Below are 14,175 nucleotides of genomic sequence, written 5' to 3'. Positions count from 1 at the left end.
AGGTACGTGAGACGGTGTGTCGCAAGAAGACTCGTGTGACTGATGTGAATAGCACGCACCGTAGTCAGCGCAGTCGCGCTACGAGACCGGGCCCGACCTCTTCGATGTTGAGCGCGAAGATGCGGTGGTCGCGCCAGTCGCCGTCGATGTGCAGGAACCGCGGCCGCTCGCCTTCGTACCGGAAGCCGAGCTTCTCCACCACGCGCAGACTTGCCTTGTTCTCCGGGCGGATCGCGACTTCGATCCGGTGCAGGCCGAGGGTGAACCAGCAGTGGTCGGCGGCCATCGCGACGGCGGTCGGGACGATCCCGCGACCGGCGTACTGCTCGTCGACCCAGTAGCCGAGGTTCGCCCAGCGGGCCGAGCCGTAGGTGATGCCGGACACCGTCAGCTGTCCGACCAGGGGCCACTTCGACCGCGCGCCGACGCCGGCTGCACCCCCGTACGTGATGACGAACGGGAGCATGCGTCCGTACCGCGCCTGCCGGTTCCAGTCACGTGCCATGGCTCGGAAGGTGCGTGCACCGTCCTCCGCACCGGGCGGCTGGGTCGCGTCCCAGGGCCGCAGCCAGCTGACGTTCCGCTGGCGCGCAGCGGCCCACTCGCCACCGTCGCCTGCCCGCAACGGGCGCAGTCCGACCTGTCCGTGCTGCAGTTCGACAGGCCAGTGCACGATCGCCATCAGTCGGTGTCCGTCCGCACATGGTCCCCACCGTGTACCTGCTCGACCGCATGTCGCAGTAGCGGTTCCAGTACGGCGAGACCGTCCTTCACCCCGCCACGCGAGCCGGGCAGGTTGACGATGACCGTAGTACCTGCGACTCCGGCCAGTCCACGGGACAGTGCGGCTGTCGGTACTCCGTTGGCGACGCCGTACGCCCGGATCGCTTCGGCAATCCCCGGCACGACCTTCGTCAGCACAGCGGCCGTCTGCTCGGGCGTCTCGTCGGTCGGCGAGATCCCGGTGCCACCTGTCGTCAGCACGACGTCGTACGACGCCTCGACCGCGGCACGCAACGCATCACCGACCGGAGAGCCGTCCGGGACGACAGACGGCCCAGACACCTCGAAGCCCCAGTCCGCCAACCGCGAGGCGATCAGTGGACCTGTGGTGTCGGTGTAAATCCCAGCGGCCGCACGGTTGGACACGCTGACGACAAGCGCTCTCACGGCCGCTCCCAGTGCCCGGTCTTGCCGCCCTCTTTCAACTCCACCCGTACGTCGGTCAGCACTGCCGCCGGATCCAGCGCCTTCACCATGTCGATCACAGCCAGCCCGGCGACGGCAACCGCGGTCAGAGCTTCCATCTCGACACCGGTGCGGTCGGTCGTCTTCACCTGCGCCCGGATCAGTACGGCGTCGTCCGCGACCTCGAGGTCGACCTTGGCGCCGGTGATCGCGATCGGATGGCACAGCGGAACCAGGTCCGGCGTCCGCTTGGCGCCCATGATCCCGGCGATCCGGGCGACACCGAGCGCGTCACCCTTCGGTACGCCGTCGCCCCGCAGCGCCGTCACCACCTCGGCCGAGACCAGAACCTTGCCGCTGGCAACAGCTCGCCGGCTCCCCACGTCCTTGGCCGACACGTCGACCATCCGCGCGGCCCCGGTCTCGTCGACATGGGTCAGCCCGGCAGGCGGCTCGGTCATCCGGTCTCCTCGTCCAGCAGCATCAGCTCTACCTGATCGCCGGGCCGGACCGCGGTTACGTCCTCGGGCACGATGATCAGTGCGTTCGCCCGGCTCAACCCGCCGAGCAGGTGCGAGCCGTGCCCGCCGACTGTACTGGCCATCCAGCCCTGGTCGCCGGAGGTGGCCGTGGCGCGGACGAACTGCCGCCGCCCCGCGGGCGAGCTGAACCCGTCCAGCGTCACTCCCGGGACCAGTGCGCGCCGGTACGGCATCTGCCCCATCATCTTGCGCAGCGCGGGCCGGACGAACACCTCGAACGACACGTACGCCGACACCGGGTTGCCCGGCAGCGTGAAGATCGGCACCTCGTCCTCACCGATCACACCGAACCCCTGCGGCTTCCCCGGCTGCATCGCAACCTGCGGGAAGTCCACAGTGCCCAGCTTGGACAGTTCCTCCTTCACTACGTCGTACGCGCCCATGCTGACACCACCTGTGGTGATGACCAGGTCAGCCCGCACCAACTGGTCGGAGAGCGTGTCCATGATCCGCTTGGGGTCGTCGTCGACGATGCCGACGCGGTAGACAACCGCTCCGGCGTCCCGCGCACACGCGGCCATCGTGTAGCTGTTCGAGTCGTAGATCTGCCCGTCGCCCAGCCGGCTCCCGGGCTCACGGAGCTCGGCACCAGTGGAGATCACCACGACCCGCGGCCGCGGCCGAGCCTTGACCCGCGCCCGGCCGACCGCAGCGAGTACGGCGATCTGCCGCGGCCCCAGGATCGTGTCGCGGTCCAGCACCTGCACTCCAGCCGTCACGTCCTCACCGGCATGCCGTACCGAACCACCGACCGGCGGCTGCTGGGTGATGCGGACGTTGACCGTCCCACCGTCGGTCCACTCGACCGGTACGACGCTGTCCGCGCCGCGTGGCATCGGCGCACCCGTCATGATCCGCACGCAGGTACCGGGCGTCACCACGATCGGCTGGCTTCGGCCGGCCCGGAACTCCCCCACGACCGGCAGGGCGATCGGGCTCTCGTCCGAGGCGCCGACCAGGTCAGCGGCCTGGACGGCGTACCCGTCCATGGCCGAGTTGTCGAACCCCGGCAGACTCACCCCCGAGACGATGTCCTCGCACAGCACCAGCCCGACCGCGTCCATCAAAGGCTGGTCGAACGCGGGCAGAGGCGTCACACGGCCGAGTACAGCCTCCAGATGCTCATCAACACTCCGTCTCACGAGCCTGACCCTAATCCACACCCTCCGGGTGGTTGCCCCAGGTCATCCGCACGTCGGGCGCACGTTCCTCGTTGGCAGCGCCATCGGTACGGCGTACCTCGACGAAGCCGTGGGCTTTGTAGAAGGACTGGGCGTGGGTGTTGGTCTGGAAGGTCCAGAGCGCCAGTCCGCCAGGCCGGAGGTCCTTGGCGAGGTCCACGAGGGTCGATCCGATGCCCTGACCGGCCGCCTCCGGTACGACGTACAGCTGGTCGAGGTCGTCGCCGTCGAGCGTCAGCACTGCGACGATCCGGTCGTCGTCGAGCGCCACCCAGGTCTCCGCGTCCGGCAGCAGCACGTCCGCGAACCAGGTCGCCACCTCCGCGGCCGTATGGATCGCCGGCGGCAGCTGCGAATCGGCAGCGTGCCGCGAGCGCCACCACACCGCGGCGGCCTCATCCGTGTCGGACGGCTCCAACGGCCTGATCAGCAGGTCGTCCATCGCACTCCCCCCGAAGCGTTCAGTTGCTCAGTTCGGTCCCGTCCGGGATGACCCGGCGCTCACCGGCCGGCGCCTCCACCTCGACGTCCCCGACCACCACCACATCCTTGCCGAAGGCAACGTCGCCGCGCACCTCGAGCCGGTCGGCCCGGACCAGCGAGGGCGGCCCGGCCGCGAACCGGAGGTCGAAGTCGGCGAGGATCTTGAAGAACTCCGGGTCCAGGTCGACGTACGGCTCGTCGCCCTCGTGCGTCGTGGTCAGGTCGCCGGCCTCGTCCAGCTCGTACACGTCGGAACGCAGTACGAGCAGGTCGTTCGTGGTCTTCACCGGCTTGAACCGGCTGCGGTCCACGATCACGGCCTGGGAGCCCTCGAACGTCTCGATCGCCGTACCCATCGCGGTCTCGAGCTGGATCACCTTCGGCGAGGACGGGTCGGCCGGGTCGACGGTCTTGCGGTTCACGATGATCGGCAGGCCGAGGATCCCGTCGTGTCCGTCCATCAGCTCGGCGAGCCGGTCCAGGTCGATCCACAGGTTGTTGGTGTTGAACGTCTTGTGCCGGGTGACGTCCTGGAAGTACTGCGTGTCCTCCTCGGCGACCTGTGCGCTGTCCCGCAGGATCAGCCGGCCGTCGGACTTGCGCACCGCGACGTGACCACCCTTGCGGTCCGACCTGGTGCGCCGGCAGACCTCCATACCAAACGGTACGGTATGTTCCGCCATCCAGGCGGCGATCCGCGGATCCGGTGTCGCGCCGAGGTTGTCGGCGTTCGAGATGAACGCGTGCCGGAAGCCGTGCTCGCGCAGCGCATCAAGGGTGCCGGAGGCAACCAACGCGGTGAACAGATCGCCGTGGCCCGGCGGGCACCAGGCCAGCTCCGGGTCCGGCTCCCACTCGGCCGGCGTCAGGTCGTCGGCGAGCAACTTCGGCTCCATGTTCTGCATGAAATCGAGCGGCAGCCCGTCGATCGCCAGGCCGTCGTACTCGCTCAGGATCTGCAGCGACTCGGTCTTGGTACGGAACGAGTTCATCAGCACCAGCGGCAACGGTACGTCGTACTTGCGCCGGGTGCTCAGGATCTGCCGGGCGATGATGTCGAGGAAGCTCAGCCCGTCCTTGACCGCCAGCGCGGACTTCGGGCCGGTGACGCCCATCGACGTACCGAGGCCGCCGTTAAGCTTGATCACCACCGTCTCGGCGAGCGCGGCGCGCATGGCGTCCGGATCGGTGTCCAGGTGATCGAGGTGCGGCAGCTCGCCGACCGGTTCGATGTCGGCCTCGTGGATCTTCCCCTGCTGCCCCGATTCGAGCAGCTGGTAGTAGTGCGTGAAGACGCGTATTGCAACGTCGGCAGCACCGGCTGCACGCATCTTCTCCTGCGCTTGTCTGAGACCCACCTCACCCATGCACCAACCCTAGGGGACAGCCACCAATCCGAGTGTTGCCCGCGTCACCCTCATACGATCAGTTCGTGTTTCAGTCGAAGGCCACGGCGCGGCAACATTTCCTCGGTACCCGGGAGCAGCGCCCCCATGCGGAAGGGCTGCTGACCTGCGCCAAGCAGGTGCTGCCCGACGTCCACCGGGTCGCTCTGTACGTGTCGATGGGCCCGGAGCCGCAGACCGGCGCGCTGATCGACTGGCTGCTCGCGACCGACCGCGAGGTGTTGCTGCCGATCCTGTACGCCGACAACGACCTCGGCTGGGGCATTGCACCCGGCGCGGCTGACCTGGTGCCCGGTCGGCTCGGCCTGTCGGAGCCGCCGACCGATCTGGGCTCGGACGCCATCGCCACCGCCGATCTGGTCATCTGCCCCGCCGTGGCCGTCGCCCGCAACGGAGTACGTCTGGGCCGTGGCGGCGGCTCGTACGACCGCGCACTCGGCCGCATCCGACCTGGTACGCCGGTCTGGGCCGCCGTGTACGACACCGAGATCGTGGATGCCCTGCCGTCCGACGCGCACGACCACCCGGTGGACGCTGCGCTCACACCAACTCGCTTGATCCCGCTGCAAAGATCAGGAGATGACTGAGACCGCGGTCGAAGCCGCACGCTCCCTCGGCCTGACCGTCACCGACCCTCGGGTGCTCTACACGGCCTTCTCCACGGTCGTTCATCTGCAGCCGTCGCCTGTGGTCGCGCGGGTACCGATGAACCTCCCGGACGGCATGAAGGACCCCGAGCCCGCCGTACGCCGTCAGCAGCGCGAGCTGGACATCGCTGCCTGGCTGGCCACGCAGGGCGTGCCCGTCGTCCAGCCGACTCCGGTGGTTCCGCGGCGGCCGGTGGAGCGGGACGGGTTGTCCATGACCTTCTGGACGTACGTGGAAGTGGACCAGACCGCCGAGCCCGACTACTTCGCTGCCACGGCTCGCGTGCCAGAGCTGCACGCCCAGCTCGCGGACTACCCAGGTGAACTCGCCTGGATGACCCCGCTGCGGCTGATCGGTCCAGGTCTGCAGGCCGTCGAGGCTGTGCCCGGTCTGCTCGAGCAGGACGACCTCGACCGAGCCAGAGCCGAGTGGAAGGTGCTGGAGCCAGTTCTGACCAGCCGGGCCGGGTTCGAGGCGGTCTTCCCGTCGGCGACCGTGCAGCCGATCCACGGCGACGCCCCGGCGTGGAACCTGATCACCACCGTCGACGGCCCGCTCTGGGCCGACTTCGAGGACGCGACGTTCGGACCGATCGAGTGGGACGTCGCCGGCTTCGGACCGGAGCTGTACCGGGCGTACGACGACGGCGCGCACGCTCGCGGGCTCCCGACGCTCGACCCGAAGATCCAGCAGGTGATGGACCTGGCCCGCGCCCTGCAGGTCCTCGTCTGCACCCCGCTGGTCCCGCTGATCCCGGAACTGGCCGACGGGATCCGGATGTTCGCGACCCAGTGGCGCGCGATGCCGTTCGCTGGTGGACTGAGCTGATGCTGCAGACGTACGTCGACAACGGCGTGGTACCCGGACTCATCAGTCTCATCAGCCGCGGTGACGAAACCCGGGTCGAGGTGCTCGGCAGGACGGCGTACGACGGGCCGGAGCTGCAGCGGGACAGCCTGTTCCGGGTCTCGTCGTTCACCAAGTCGATCGTTGCCGCCGCGACCATGATCCTCGTCGACGAGCTGCGGCTGACCATGGACGCACCGGTTGCCGACGTACTGCCGGAGCTGGCGCATCCCGTCGTACTGCGGCAGCCGGACGGGCCTCTGGACGACACGGTGCCGGCGGCGCGGCCGATCACGACGCGGGACCTGCTGACGTTCCGGCTCGGGCTGGGTGAGTCGGACAACCCGGCGCTGCGGCAGCGTGAGGAGGAGCTCGACCTCCACACGTTCGGACCACCTGTACCGCGGACCGGGTTGGAGCCGGACGAGTGGATGCGGCGGCTGGCGACGCTGCCGCTGCAGTACCAGCCGGGCGAGCAGTGGCTGTACTCGACCGGCTCACACGTGCTCGGCGTATTGATCGCACGGGTTGCAGGTCAGCCGCTGGAGGAGTTCCTCCGCGAGCGGATCTTCGAACCGCTCGGAATGCGCGACACCGGGTTCACGGCGATGGATCCCGCTCGGCTGACCACGGCGTACGTCGGGGACGACGTACTGGATCCGGCTGATGGCAGCCAATGGCTGACGCCGCCGCCGTTCCCGGACGCCAGTGGTGGGCTGGTCTCGACCGTCGACGACTTCCACGCCTTCACGCGGATGCTCCTGAACGGCGGCCTGCTCTCACCGGCTGCCATCGCGGAGATGACGACCGACCAGCTCACGCCGGCGCAGCGCGAAGGCGCGGCCGGCTTCCTCGGACCGGACACCGGCTGGGGCTACGGCATGTCCGTCGGTGGCGGACGGTACGGCTGGGCAGGCGGATTGGGCTCGCTCTGGTCGACCACGCCCGCAGACGGGACGATCTCGATCCTGCTGACCCAGCGGGCGCTCTGGACCTGGCCGGAGGAACTGTTCGCCGAGGCCAGCGCGCCCGCTTGGTGACAGCTAGCGGTCCGGCTTGGTGAAGGTCAGTGAGTGCTTACGGGTCGCCTCGACGGCGCCCTTCGTGTAGGCCCACTGCAGCGTCTCGCCCTTGACCCACAACTTCGTCTGATCGGTGTAGTTGGACGAGAACGCGTGCCCGGACACACCGGTCAGGTTCACCCAGCGGGACTGGTCGAAGTCCGACAGGTCGACGACCATGCGCATCGACGGGGTCGCGGTCACGTCGTACCCCTCGGAGGCGTCCCAGGCGGTCGCGTCGACGATCGACGTACCGCCGCCGAGCTGGTAGGGGCCGCGGTTGAAGATCTTCTCGACCAGTCCGATCCCGGACTTGCCCAGCGTCTGGTTGGTCAGTGTGAGCTTGTGCAGCTTGCCCCACTGCCAATTGACCGGCTCCCGCGCCATCTTCTGCGTGATCTCGGTCCGTGCGTTGACCAGGGCCTCGCGCAGGATGTCGTCGCGGCTCTCCTTCTGCGGAGTGCCGATGTTGTCCCACCAGCCGCTGTTGGGCTGGCCGAGCAGCGTGTGGATCACCTCGAACCAGCGCGAACCGCCGTCCGGCCAGGTGCCGTCCGGGAGCTGGTCGTGGAAGGTCAGCGCGAGCAGGTTGCGCCAGACCACGTTGAAGTACGCGGCCGCGGCGGAGTCCGGCGGCTGGGTGAAGTCCCAGTTCCGCAGGGTGTCCTGGCCCTGCTTCTCGAACGCGTCGTCGATGCTGATCCGGAGCAGGTACGGCACCAGCATCTCGGCGGCCTTGTTCTTGGTGTCCAGCTGGATCGACGCCATCGCGTTCGCGTCCAGCTTGCCGGCGGACTTGATCCGATCGAGGATCTGCTGACTTCGATAGCCGTAGTCCCAGGTGTTCGTCAGGTAGTAGGTGTACGTGTTCGGCACCACTGCCTGGTTGGCGGTGACGATGATCCCGCCCGGTGGATCGAACTCGGTCGGCAACGCATCGAAGGGGATGTAGCCCTTCCAGTAGTACTTCGGGTCCCAGCCGGGCACGGGCCAGTCCCCGCGACCCGTTGCGCGGATCGGGATCAGTCCGGGCGACTGGTAGCCGATGTGGCCGTCGGTGTCGGCGTACACCAGGTTCTGCGAGGGGACCTGGAACTGCTGCGCGGCGGCGCGGAACTCGGTCCAGTTCTGAGCTGTGTTGATCGCGAACAGCGCGTCGGCGGTCTTGCCCGGATTCAGCGCGGTCCACTGCAGTGCAACGCCGTACGCCGTCGGGTACTTCGCCTGTGCCGCGGCCTGCTCGCCGACCTTGCGCTCGTCCTCACCGACGTCGGAGATGAGCGGACCGTGCCTGGTCTCGCGGACGGTGATCTTCACCGGCTTGTCCTCGCCGGCCACCTTGAACGTCTCCTCGCGGGTGGCCATCGCGCGCCACTTGTTGTTGTAGAGAACGTTGTTGCCGTCGATCCGCTCCAGGTACAGGTCCTGTACGTCGGGGTCGAGGTTGGTGAAGCCCCAGGAGATCGCGTTGTTGTGGCCGATCACCACACCGGGCAGACCGGAGAAGCTGAAGCCGGAGACGTCGAACGGGCAGGCCTTACCGACGCTGTTGCAGTGCAGACCGACCTGCGTCCAGATACCCGGCATGGTCGCGCCCAGGTGCGGGTCATTGGCCAGCAGCGGCTTGCCGGTGGTGGTGTGGTCACCGGAGACGACCCAGGAGTTCGAACCGACGCCGTCGCCCTGGCCGAGCAGCTCGGGCAGCCCCTTCGCGACACTCTGCACGGAGTCGAGTGACTTGAGCAGGTCCTGGGTCAGCATGCCGCGGCGGAGCTCGGGGCTCACCGGCGCGGTGGTGAACTTGCCGTCCGTACCGATCGAGCCGCTGGACATGATCGGCTGGTTCCGGTCGTACGGGTACTGCGGGTAGAGGCTCTCGATGTTGCGGGCCGGGAACGCGGCCAGCAGCTTGGTCCGGGTGATCTCCTCGTCCAGGTTGCCGCCGAGGTCCCACGCCATCGCCTTGAGCCAGGACAGCGAGTCCGCCGCGGTCCAGGGCTCGGGGGTGTAGTTCTTCGGCCCGCCGGGCTGCAGGGAGAGGATGCCGTACTCCAGGCTGAGGCCGGAGCCGCTGTGCTTCGACAGGTACGAGTTGACGCCGCGGGCGTAGTCGTCGAGGTACTCACGGGTGCTCGGGCTGAGCAGCGGCAGCTCCTGCTCCGCGACGCGCCGCCAGCCGAGGGTCCGGACGAACTTGTCGGTCTCGAGCGCGTCCTTGCCGAACAGCTCGCTGAGCCGGCCGGCGGTGACGTGCCGGCGGAAGTCCATCTCGAAGAACCGGTCCTGCGCGGCCACATAGCCCTGCGCGGCGAACAGGTCGGCCGGGGTGTCGGCGTAGATCTGCGGGATCCCGTTCGCGTCCCGGACCACGTTGACGTCGCCGTCGAGACCATTCAGATCGATCGATCCGTCGTACGTCGGGAACGAGTGGCGGACGACGAAGATCACGGTCCCGGCGATCACCACGAGGACCGTGGCGAGGGCGATTCCGCTGATGACGACGAGTCGAAGCAGGCGAGGCACGGACCAACCGTAGAGAATCCGCCCGCGCACCCCAAATGGGGTCCCTCACAACTTTGCGTTGCTCTGCGTTCCCTCGACATGAACGCAGAGTTGAGGTATGAGGGCGTCCCCGGTTCCGAGCTGGACCGCATTCGCTGCAACAGCTACGACGATTTCGGAAACGCCGTCGTTTCGCGGACGTCGGAAGGCGGCGAGCCGCTGCGCTGCTGCCTGACGCTCGCGGGCCCCGGTGAGCGGATCGCGCTGGTCGCACACCGGCCGATGACTGTCGGCGGCCCGTACGCCGAGGTCGGGCCGGTGTTCGTGCACGTGACGGACTGCCCGGGTCCGGACGAGGGCTTCCCGATCGACTTCCAGGACCGGCAGGCGGTACTGCGGCCGTACGACGCCGCCGGTCAGATGCTGGACGGTGTCGTCGCAGAGCCTGGGACGAGCGAAACGGAGCTCAAACTACTGTTCGGGGATCCGGCCGTGGACACCGTTCAGGTGCGCAATGTGGTGGCCGGATGCTGGAACTTCACGGTGCGCCGACAGGGCTGAGTTGGAATACTTCGGGCCGCTGGCGCATTATTAGCAGTCGGGTAGTAGGAGTGCCAGCGGCTTGAAGGGAACCGACCGTGCCGACGTACCAGTACCAGTGCACCGACTGTGGTGAAGCGCTCGAGGTGCGCCAGAGCTTCACGGACGATGCTTTGACCGTGTGCCCGAACTGCCAGGGCAACCTCCGCAAGGTCTTCAACGCCGTAGGGGTCGTGTTCAAGGGCTCCGGCTTCTACCGGACCGACAGCCGGTCGTCCGGCAAGAGCTCGGTGCCGGCGAAGTCCGAGTCGTCCTCGGCCGGCTCCGGCGGCTCGTCCGAGTCGTCGAAGTCGTCGTCGACCTCGAAGGACTCCTCGTCGGGCAGCTCCTCCTCGGGAAGCTCGTCCTCCTCGAGCACCAGCGCCGCCTGAATCTTTTCTGTGGATAACCGGAAGGGACGCCGGAGAAGTTCGTATCTTCTCCGGCATGAAAATCCCTTCCCCGCTTCGTGATCTACTCCGCGCCGCCCGTTGGCACCGTCGGCTCCTGGCCGGCGTTGCCGCCGCGGCCGCCGTCTACTTCGGCCTTCTAGCCCTCTCCCCCTGGCCACCGCCGACAGTCGCGGTGCTGGCCGCCGCCCGCGACCTGACCGGCGGCGCCGTGCCCACGCACGACGACCTGCGTACCGTCGACCTACCGCCGGGCGCGGTGCCTGCTGGCGCCCTCAGACCGGGCACAGATCTGACCTCGCGGCTGCTGAGCGGACCGGTCAGAGCCGGCGAGCCACTCACCGACGCCAGATTCCTGGCGCCACCAGCCGTGCCGTCCGGCTCGCTTGCCTACCCGTTCCGTGTCGACGACGCCGACATCAGCGCTCTCCTACGGGTCGGCGACCACATCAATCTGTACGCCGCAACGAGTACGGCCGCTGCAGGCCTCCTTGCCCGAAGCGTTCCCGTCATCGCTCTGCCGGCGCCTCGGTCGGCCACGGCCGGCGCGCTGATCGTGGTCGCGGCAACGCCGGAGATCGCGACCCGACTGGCCCAGGCCAGTACGAACTCGCGCATCACTGTCGCGCTGACGCCCGACACGGGCTGATCACTCAGCGGACAGCTGAGGGCACGATGCGTTGCCGCGCGGCGCGGTACCTCGCTCTGGGCAGCCCTCGGCCCTACGTTTCTCGGGTACAAACCACCCGCTTCGTGGAGGCAACCCACATGCTCAAGGGCTTCAAAGAATTCATCATGCGCGGGAACGTCGTCGACCTCGCGGTCGCCGTCGTCATCGGCGCAGCGTTCAGCAAGATCGTCAATGCGCTCGTGGACGGCTTCATCAACCCGTTCATCGCCGCGATCTTCGGCAAGACCGATATCAGCGGCGTCTGGAACTTCGAGATCAACGGCGCGAAGTTCTCGATCGGGCTCATCCTGCAGGCGGCGTTGAACTTCCTGTTCGTCGCCGCGGCGATCTACTTCTTCATCGTGATGCCGCTGAACAAGTTCGCCGAGCGCCGCAGGCGCGGCGAGGAGCCCGAGCCGGAGACCACTCCGCTCACCGCCGACCAGGAGCTGCTGACCGAGATCCGCGACCTGCTCCGCACCCGCCAGCCATAAGGCCTGCCGTCGCTGCAGGTGGGCGCGTAAACCTCAGCCCCTGAGCTCGCCGGCGTCCACCTGCTCACCGGCGTACCGCATCCAGCGGTACGGGACCGGCTGACCGTCGTTCCACTCCTCCATCAAGGCCGCGGGCACGTCGACGAAACCGCTGCCGTGGTAGGCGCGGATCGCCGCCGCGTTCTCCGGGCGGACCCGCAGGAAGACCTCCGAATAGCCGGCGTCCAGTGCCGGTCCGAGCAACGCCTTGACGAGTTCTCCGCCGACCCCGCGACCCCGGAGCTTCGGATCCACGATGATCCGGGCGAGCTCGACCTCGTCCTCCTCGTCGTCCAGCCAGATCTCGCCGTAGCCCACCGGCTGCTCGCCGTCGAACAGCAGATAGGAGTGGATGTCCTCCTCGACCGTCCGCCAGCTCGTCCGCAGATCATCCGGGAAGGGGTACTCCACCCGCCCGGACAGCAACGCCACTTCCTTCGCATCGACGGCCCAGCTCGCGACCTCGACGCCGTACCCGTCGGAAAACCCCCGAAGTTCCACGCGCTCCCCCTCAGTTGACGAACTCCACGATCGTTCGCACCAGCTGATCCAGGTACTGCGTGCTGTTCCGGAAGGCGGGCGTCGGCGGTTCGGGACACCCTGCCAGCTCACGACTCCCCCGGATCGACCGCAACAGCGCGTCGACCGTCTTCCGCTGATGCGACGGATTCTCCGGTACCGACGGCAGCACCGCCACCCGAATACGTGTCAGAGCGGCAAGTTCCTGGTCCGTCACACCGCGCAGGATGCCGCCGGCCAGCAGGCTTTCAACGGCGTCGGGCGGGCAGCCGCGGGTCACCAACCCCGTCCGGGCACGTTCGTTCGCGGCGGCGTCGTCGCCGGTCGCGGGCCAGGCCAGCAGGAGGCGATCGACCAGCTCCGGAAACCTCAATGCCAGCAGGACCGCGACCGTACACCCATTGGAGGCGCCAACGATTCTTACCGGACCGGCACGTTTCGCCAGGAGTTCACCGAGGGCCTCGACCTCGACGTCCCACGCACTTGCACACTGCGGACGGTCCGGCGCGAGCACCTCCACGCCGTACGACGTGAGTCCGGCGGTGATTCCCGGCGTACCCCAGAACCTGGCTGCGTCCATGGCTTCCCAGAGGCCGCCGTGGACGAGGAGCAGGGTCATCCGTGGTGCGGGGGAACCTCGTTCAGGATGCGCTCGTCGTCGTCGCTGCCGAAGTCGTTCTCACCCCAGGTACGCGGGTCGTCGTCACGGGTCTGTTCCGGCAACAGCGGCTCGTCGTCTTCATACGGGCTCGTCATGTCCCCAGATTACCGAGTCGCCGGGGCGCTCCGGGAGTGATTTCTCCCCGGCGAGCGATACTCGCGACCAGCGCGCGGACGTTACAGCTCTGCCTCGGTTGCCGAACGATCCGGCGGCGTGACCGGAACGACGCGCCGCCGTGATGTTCTGGCACGCACGACGTGACCCCTTTCCAGCATCATGGGTGACCTTGCCAACCCGGAAGGACCGAGTCGTGAGTGCATTACGGACACGGGGCCTGATCGGTGCGACGCTCGTCGTGGCTGTTCTCGGAGTTGCCGCCGCCTGCGGTAACGAGAACTCCACCTCTCCGCCCGCCGCCCAGCCCACGGACACGCCGACCACCCCCGGCACCCCCACGCCGTCACCCAACCCCAGCGGCACACCGAGCACCGACTGCCCCGAGACCATCGCGGCCGTCCGCGCCGCCGCCGACAAGGCGGTCTGGGGCCAGGGTGCCGCGACCTCCGCGTTCCACCCCGTCAGCGTGACGATCTGCCAGTACGACGCGGCGGCGTCCGGGCAGGACTACGCGACCGTCACCACAAAGCGCACCGGCAAGCAGGCGACCGACCTGCTCGCGCTGGTCAACGCGGCGAAACCAGTCGCCAAGAAGCCGAGCATCTGCACCAAGGAACTCGGCCCGACCTACGTCATGCGGTTCACCGACAACGACCGCGGCGTGCTGTCGATCACGGCCGAAGCCTTCGGCTGCCACCGCCTGGTGGCGACCTCCCTGGAGGGTCCGGGCAAGCCGGGCACCCTGCCGGCGCCGCGCCAGGTAACCGGCGAGCTGACCAAGGCACTCGGCCTCCGCTGACCCCCCGCGCCGGACGTGCACCCCGAAGCC

The 14,175-nt window shown here is 68.1% G+C and carries 18 protein-coding genes; 8 read left to right on the top strand and 10 right to left on the bottom strand.

All coding sequences use genetic code 11. The features are described from left to right. Positions 1-64: 64 nt before the first annotated feature. The 6 genes from ACFWUU_RS22330 to ACFWUU_RS22305 are packed head-to-tail and all read right to left on the bottom strand — an operon-like array spanning position 65 to position 4,761. Positions 65-682, bottom strand: a complete 618-nt coding sequence (locus tag ACFWUU_RS22330; RefSeq protein ID WP_137258987.1) for a GNAT family N-acetyltransferase — start codon at positions 680-682, stop codon at positions 65-67. Further along, positions 682-1,170 (bottom strand): molybdenum cofactor biosynthesis protein B, encoded by a 489-nt coding sequence (locus tag ACFWUU_RS22325; RefSeq protein WP_380177785.1) that lies wholly within the window; start codon positions 1,168-1,170, stop codon positions 682-684. The genes ACFWUU_RS22330 and ACFWUU_RS22325 overlap by 1 nt, the downstream gene beginning before the upstream one ends. Beyond that, positions 1,167-1,649 carry a cyclic pyranopterin monophosphate synthase MoaC gene (gene moaC / locus ACFWUU_RS22320; RefSeq protein ID WP_137258985.1) on the bottom strand — a complete coding sequence of 161 codons (483 nt, stop codon included), beginning with the start codon at positions 1,647-1,649 and terminating at the stop codon, positions 1,167-1,169. The genes ACFWUU_RS22325 and moaC overlap by 4 nt, the downstream gene beginning before the upstream one ends. After that, a complete protein-coding gene (gene glp / locus ACFWUU_RS22315; RefSeq protein WP_380177783.1) occupies positions 1,646-2,872 on the bottom strand; it encodes a gephyrin-like molybdotransferase Glp in 1,227 nt (408 codons plus the stop codon). Before glp ends, moaC begins: the two co-directional genes overlap by 4 nt. Before the next feature lie 10 nt (positions 2,873-2,882). Then, entirely contained in the window at positions 2,883-3,353 is a 471-nt protein-coding gene (locus ACFWUU_RS22310; RefSeq protein ID WP_380177781.1) for a GNAT family N-acetyltransferase, read from the bottom strand. A gap of 19 nt (positions 3,354-3,372) precedes the next feature. After that, positions 3,373-4,761, bottom strand: a complete 1,389-nt coding sequence (locus ACFWUU_RS22305) for a UTP--glucose-1-phosphate uridylyltransferase (RefSeq protein WP_380177779.1) — start codon at positions 4,759-4,761, stop codon at positions 3,373-3,375. A 65-nt stretch (positions 4,762-4,826) separates the two neighbouring features. On the opposite strand from ACFWUU_RS22305, the gene ACFWUU_RS22300 reads away from it, so the two are divergent. From ACFWUU_RS22300 to ACFWUU_RS22290, 3 genes are read left to right on the top strand one after another with little or no spacing between them, the layout of a single operon-like run. Next, positions 4,827-5,387 (top strand): 5-formyltetrahydrofolate cyclo-ligase, encoded by a 561-nt coding sequence (locus tag ACFWUU_RS22300; protein WP_380177777.1) that lies wholly within the window; start codon positions 4,827-4,829, stop codon positions 5,385-5,387. Continuing rightward, positions 5,380-6,276: a phosphotransferase family protein gene (locus ACFWUU_RS22295; RefSeq protein ID WP_380177775.1), complete on the top strand. Its 897-nt coding sequence runs from the start codon at positions 5,380-5,382 to the stop codon at positions 6,274-6,276. Before ACFWUU_RS22300 ends, ACFWUU_RS22295 begins: the two co-directional genes overlap by 8 nt. Beyond that, on the top strand, positions 6,276-7,334 hold the full coding sequence (locus ACFWUU_RS22290) for a serine hydrolase domain-containing protein (RefSeq protein ID WP_380177773.1): 1,059 nt from the start codon (positions 6,276-6,278) through the stop codon (positions 7,332-7,334). The genes ACFWUU_RS22295 and ACFWUU_RS22290 overlap by 1 nt, the downstream gene beginning before the upstream one ends. A 3-nt stretch (positions 7,335-7,337) precedes the next feature. Here ACFWUU_RS22290 and ACFWUU_RS22285 read toward each other — a convergent pair whose 3' ends face one another. Next, positions 7,338-9,878, bottom strand: coding sequence for a penicillin acylase family protein (locus ACFWUU_RS22285; protein ID WP_380177771.1), 2,541 nt, complete (start codon positions 9,876-9,878; stop codon positions 7,338-7,340). A gap of 78 nt (positions 9,879-9,956) precedes the next feature. Here ACFWUU_RS22285 and ACFWUU_RS22280 point away from each other — a divergent pair, with 78 nt between their 5' ends. The 4 genes from ACFWUU_RS22280 (at position 9,957) to mscL (ending at position 12,010) form a co-directional block, all read left to right on the top strand. Then, positions 9,957-10,418: a DUF1203 domain-containing protein gene (locus ACFWUU_RS22280; RefSeq protein ID WP_380177769.1), complete on the top strand. Its 462-nt coding sequence runs from the start codon at positions 9,957-9,959 to the stop codon at positions 10,416-10,418. A 77-nt stretch (positions 10,419-10,495) separates the two neighbouring features. Further along, complete coding sequence (locus ACFWUU_RS22275) at positions 10,496-10,828, top strand: FmdB family zinc ribbon protein (protein ID WP_137258977.1); 333 nt, start codon at positions 10,496-10,498, stop codon at positions 10,826-10,828. A 55-nt stretch (positions 10,829-10,883) separates the two neighbouring features. Then, on the top strand, positions 10,884-11,495 hold the full coding sequence (locus ACFWUU_RS22270; RefSeq protein WP_380177767.1) for a Flp pilus assembly protein CpaB: 612 nt from the start codon (positions 10,884-10,886) through the stop codon (positions 11,493-11,495). Positions 11,496-11,599: 104 nt separating this feature from the next. Next, positions 11,600-12,010: a large conductance mechanosensitive channel protein MscL gene (gene mscL / locus ACFWUU_RS22265; protein WP_380177765.1), complete on the top strand. Its 411-nt coding sequence runs from the start codon at positions 11,600-11,602 to the stop codon at positions 12,008-12,010. 33 nt (positions 12,011-12,043) lie between these two features. On the opposite strand, the gene ACFWUU_RS22260 is transcribed toward mscL, so the two are convergent. From ACFWUU_RS22260 to ACFWUU_RS22250, 3 genes are read right to left on the bottom strand one after another with little or no spacing between them, the layout of a single operon-like run. Beyond that, positions 12,044-12,550, bottom strand: a complete 507-nt coding sequence (locus tag ACFWUU_RS22260) for an N-acetyltransferase (protein ID WP_137258976.1) — start codon at positions 12,548-12,550, stop codon at positions 12,044-12,046. A gap of 10 nt (positions 12,551-12,560) precedes the next feature. Then, positions 12,561-13,187: an alpha/beta fold hydrolase gene (locus ACFWUU_RS22255; protein ID WP_380177763.1), complete on the bottom strand. Its 627-nt coding sequence runs from the start codon at positions 13,185-13,187 to the stop codon at positions 12,561-12,563. Next, entirely contained in the window at positions 13,184-13,324 is a 141-nt protein-coding gene (locus ACFWUU_RS22250) for a hypothetical protein (RefSeq protein ID WP_380177761.1), read from the bottom strand. Before ACFWUU_RS22250 ends, ACFWUU_RS22255 begins: the two co-directional genes overlap by 4 nt. Positions 13,325-13,539: 215 nt before the next feature. Between ACFWUU_RS22250 and ACFWUU_RS22245 the strand changes: the two genes are divergently transcribed. Further along, positions 13,540-14,145, top strand: a complete 606-nt coding sequence (locus ACFWUU_RS22245) for a hypothetical protein (RefSeq protein ID WP_380177760.1) — start codon at positions 13,540-13,542, stop codon at positions 14,143-14,145. Positions 14,146-14,175 lie beyond the last annotated feature (30 nt).

Source organism: Kribbella sp. NPDC058693 (assembly GCF_042715335.1).
In the GTDB taxonomy this organism is placed as follows: Bacteria; Actinomycetota; Actinomycetes; order Propionibacteriales; family Kribbellaceae; genus Kribbella; species Kribbella jiaozuonensis.
This window is presented reverse-complemented; position numbering and strand designations above follow the sequence as displayed.

What these genes read in the sequence shown, in the direction of transcription:
- ACFWUU_RS22330 (WP_137258987.1), bottom strand. Translation starts at nt 682, where the DNA reads ATGGCGATCGTGCACTGGCCTGTCGAACTGCAGCACGGACAGGTCGGA.
- moaC (WP_137258985.1), bottom strand. Translation starts at nt 1,649, where the DNA reads ATGACCGAGCCGCCTGCCGGGCTGACCCATGTCGACGAGACCGGGGCC.
- ACFWUU_RS22310 (WP_380177781.1), bottom strand. Translation starts at nt 3,353, where the DNA reads ATGGACGACCTGCTGATCAGGCCGTTGGAGCCGTCCGACACGGATGAG.
- ACFWUU_RS22305 (WP_380177779.1), bottom strand. Translation starts at nt 4,761, where the DNA reads ATGGGTGAGGTGGGTCTCAGACAAGCGCAGGAGAAGATGCGTGCAGCC.
- ACFWUU_RS22295 (WP_380177775.1), top strand. Translation starts at nt 5,380, where the DNA reads ATGACTGAGACCGCGGTCGAAGCCGCACGCTCCCTCGGCCTGACCGTC.
- ACFWUU_RS22290 (WP_380177773.1), top strand. Translation starts at nt 6,276, where the DNA reads ATGCTGCAGACGTACGTCGACAACGGCGTGGTACCCGGACTCATCAGT.
- ACFWUU_RS22280 (WP_380177769.1), top strand. Translation starts at nt 9,957, where the DNA reads ATGAACGCAGAGTTGAGGTATGAGGGCGTCCCCGGTTCCGAGCTGGAC.
- ACFWUU_RS22270 (WP_380177767.1), top strand. Translation starts at nt 10,884, where the DNA reads ATGAAAATCCCTTCCCCGCTTCGTGATCTACTCCGCGCCGCCCGTTGG.
- ACFWUU_RS22255 (WP_380177763.1), bottom strand. Translation starts at nt 13,187, where the DNA reads ATGACCCTGCTCCTCGTCCACGGCGGCCTCTGGGAAGCCATGGACGCA.
- ACFWUU_RS22250 (WP_380177761.1), bottom strand. Translation starts at nt 13,324, where the DNA reads ATGACGAGCCCGTATGAAGACGACGAGCCGCTGTTGCCGGAACAGACC.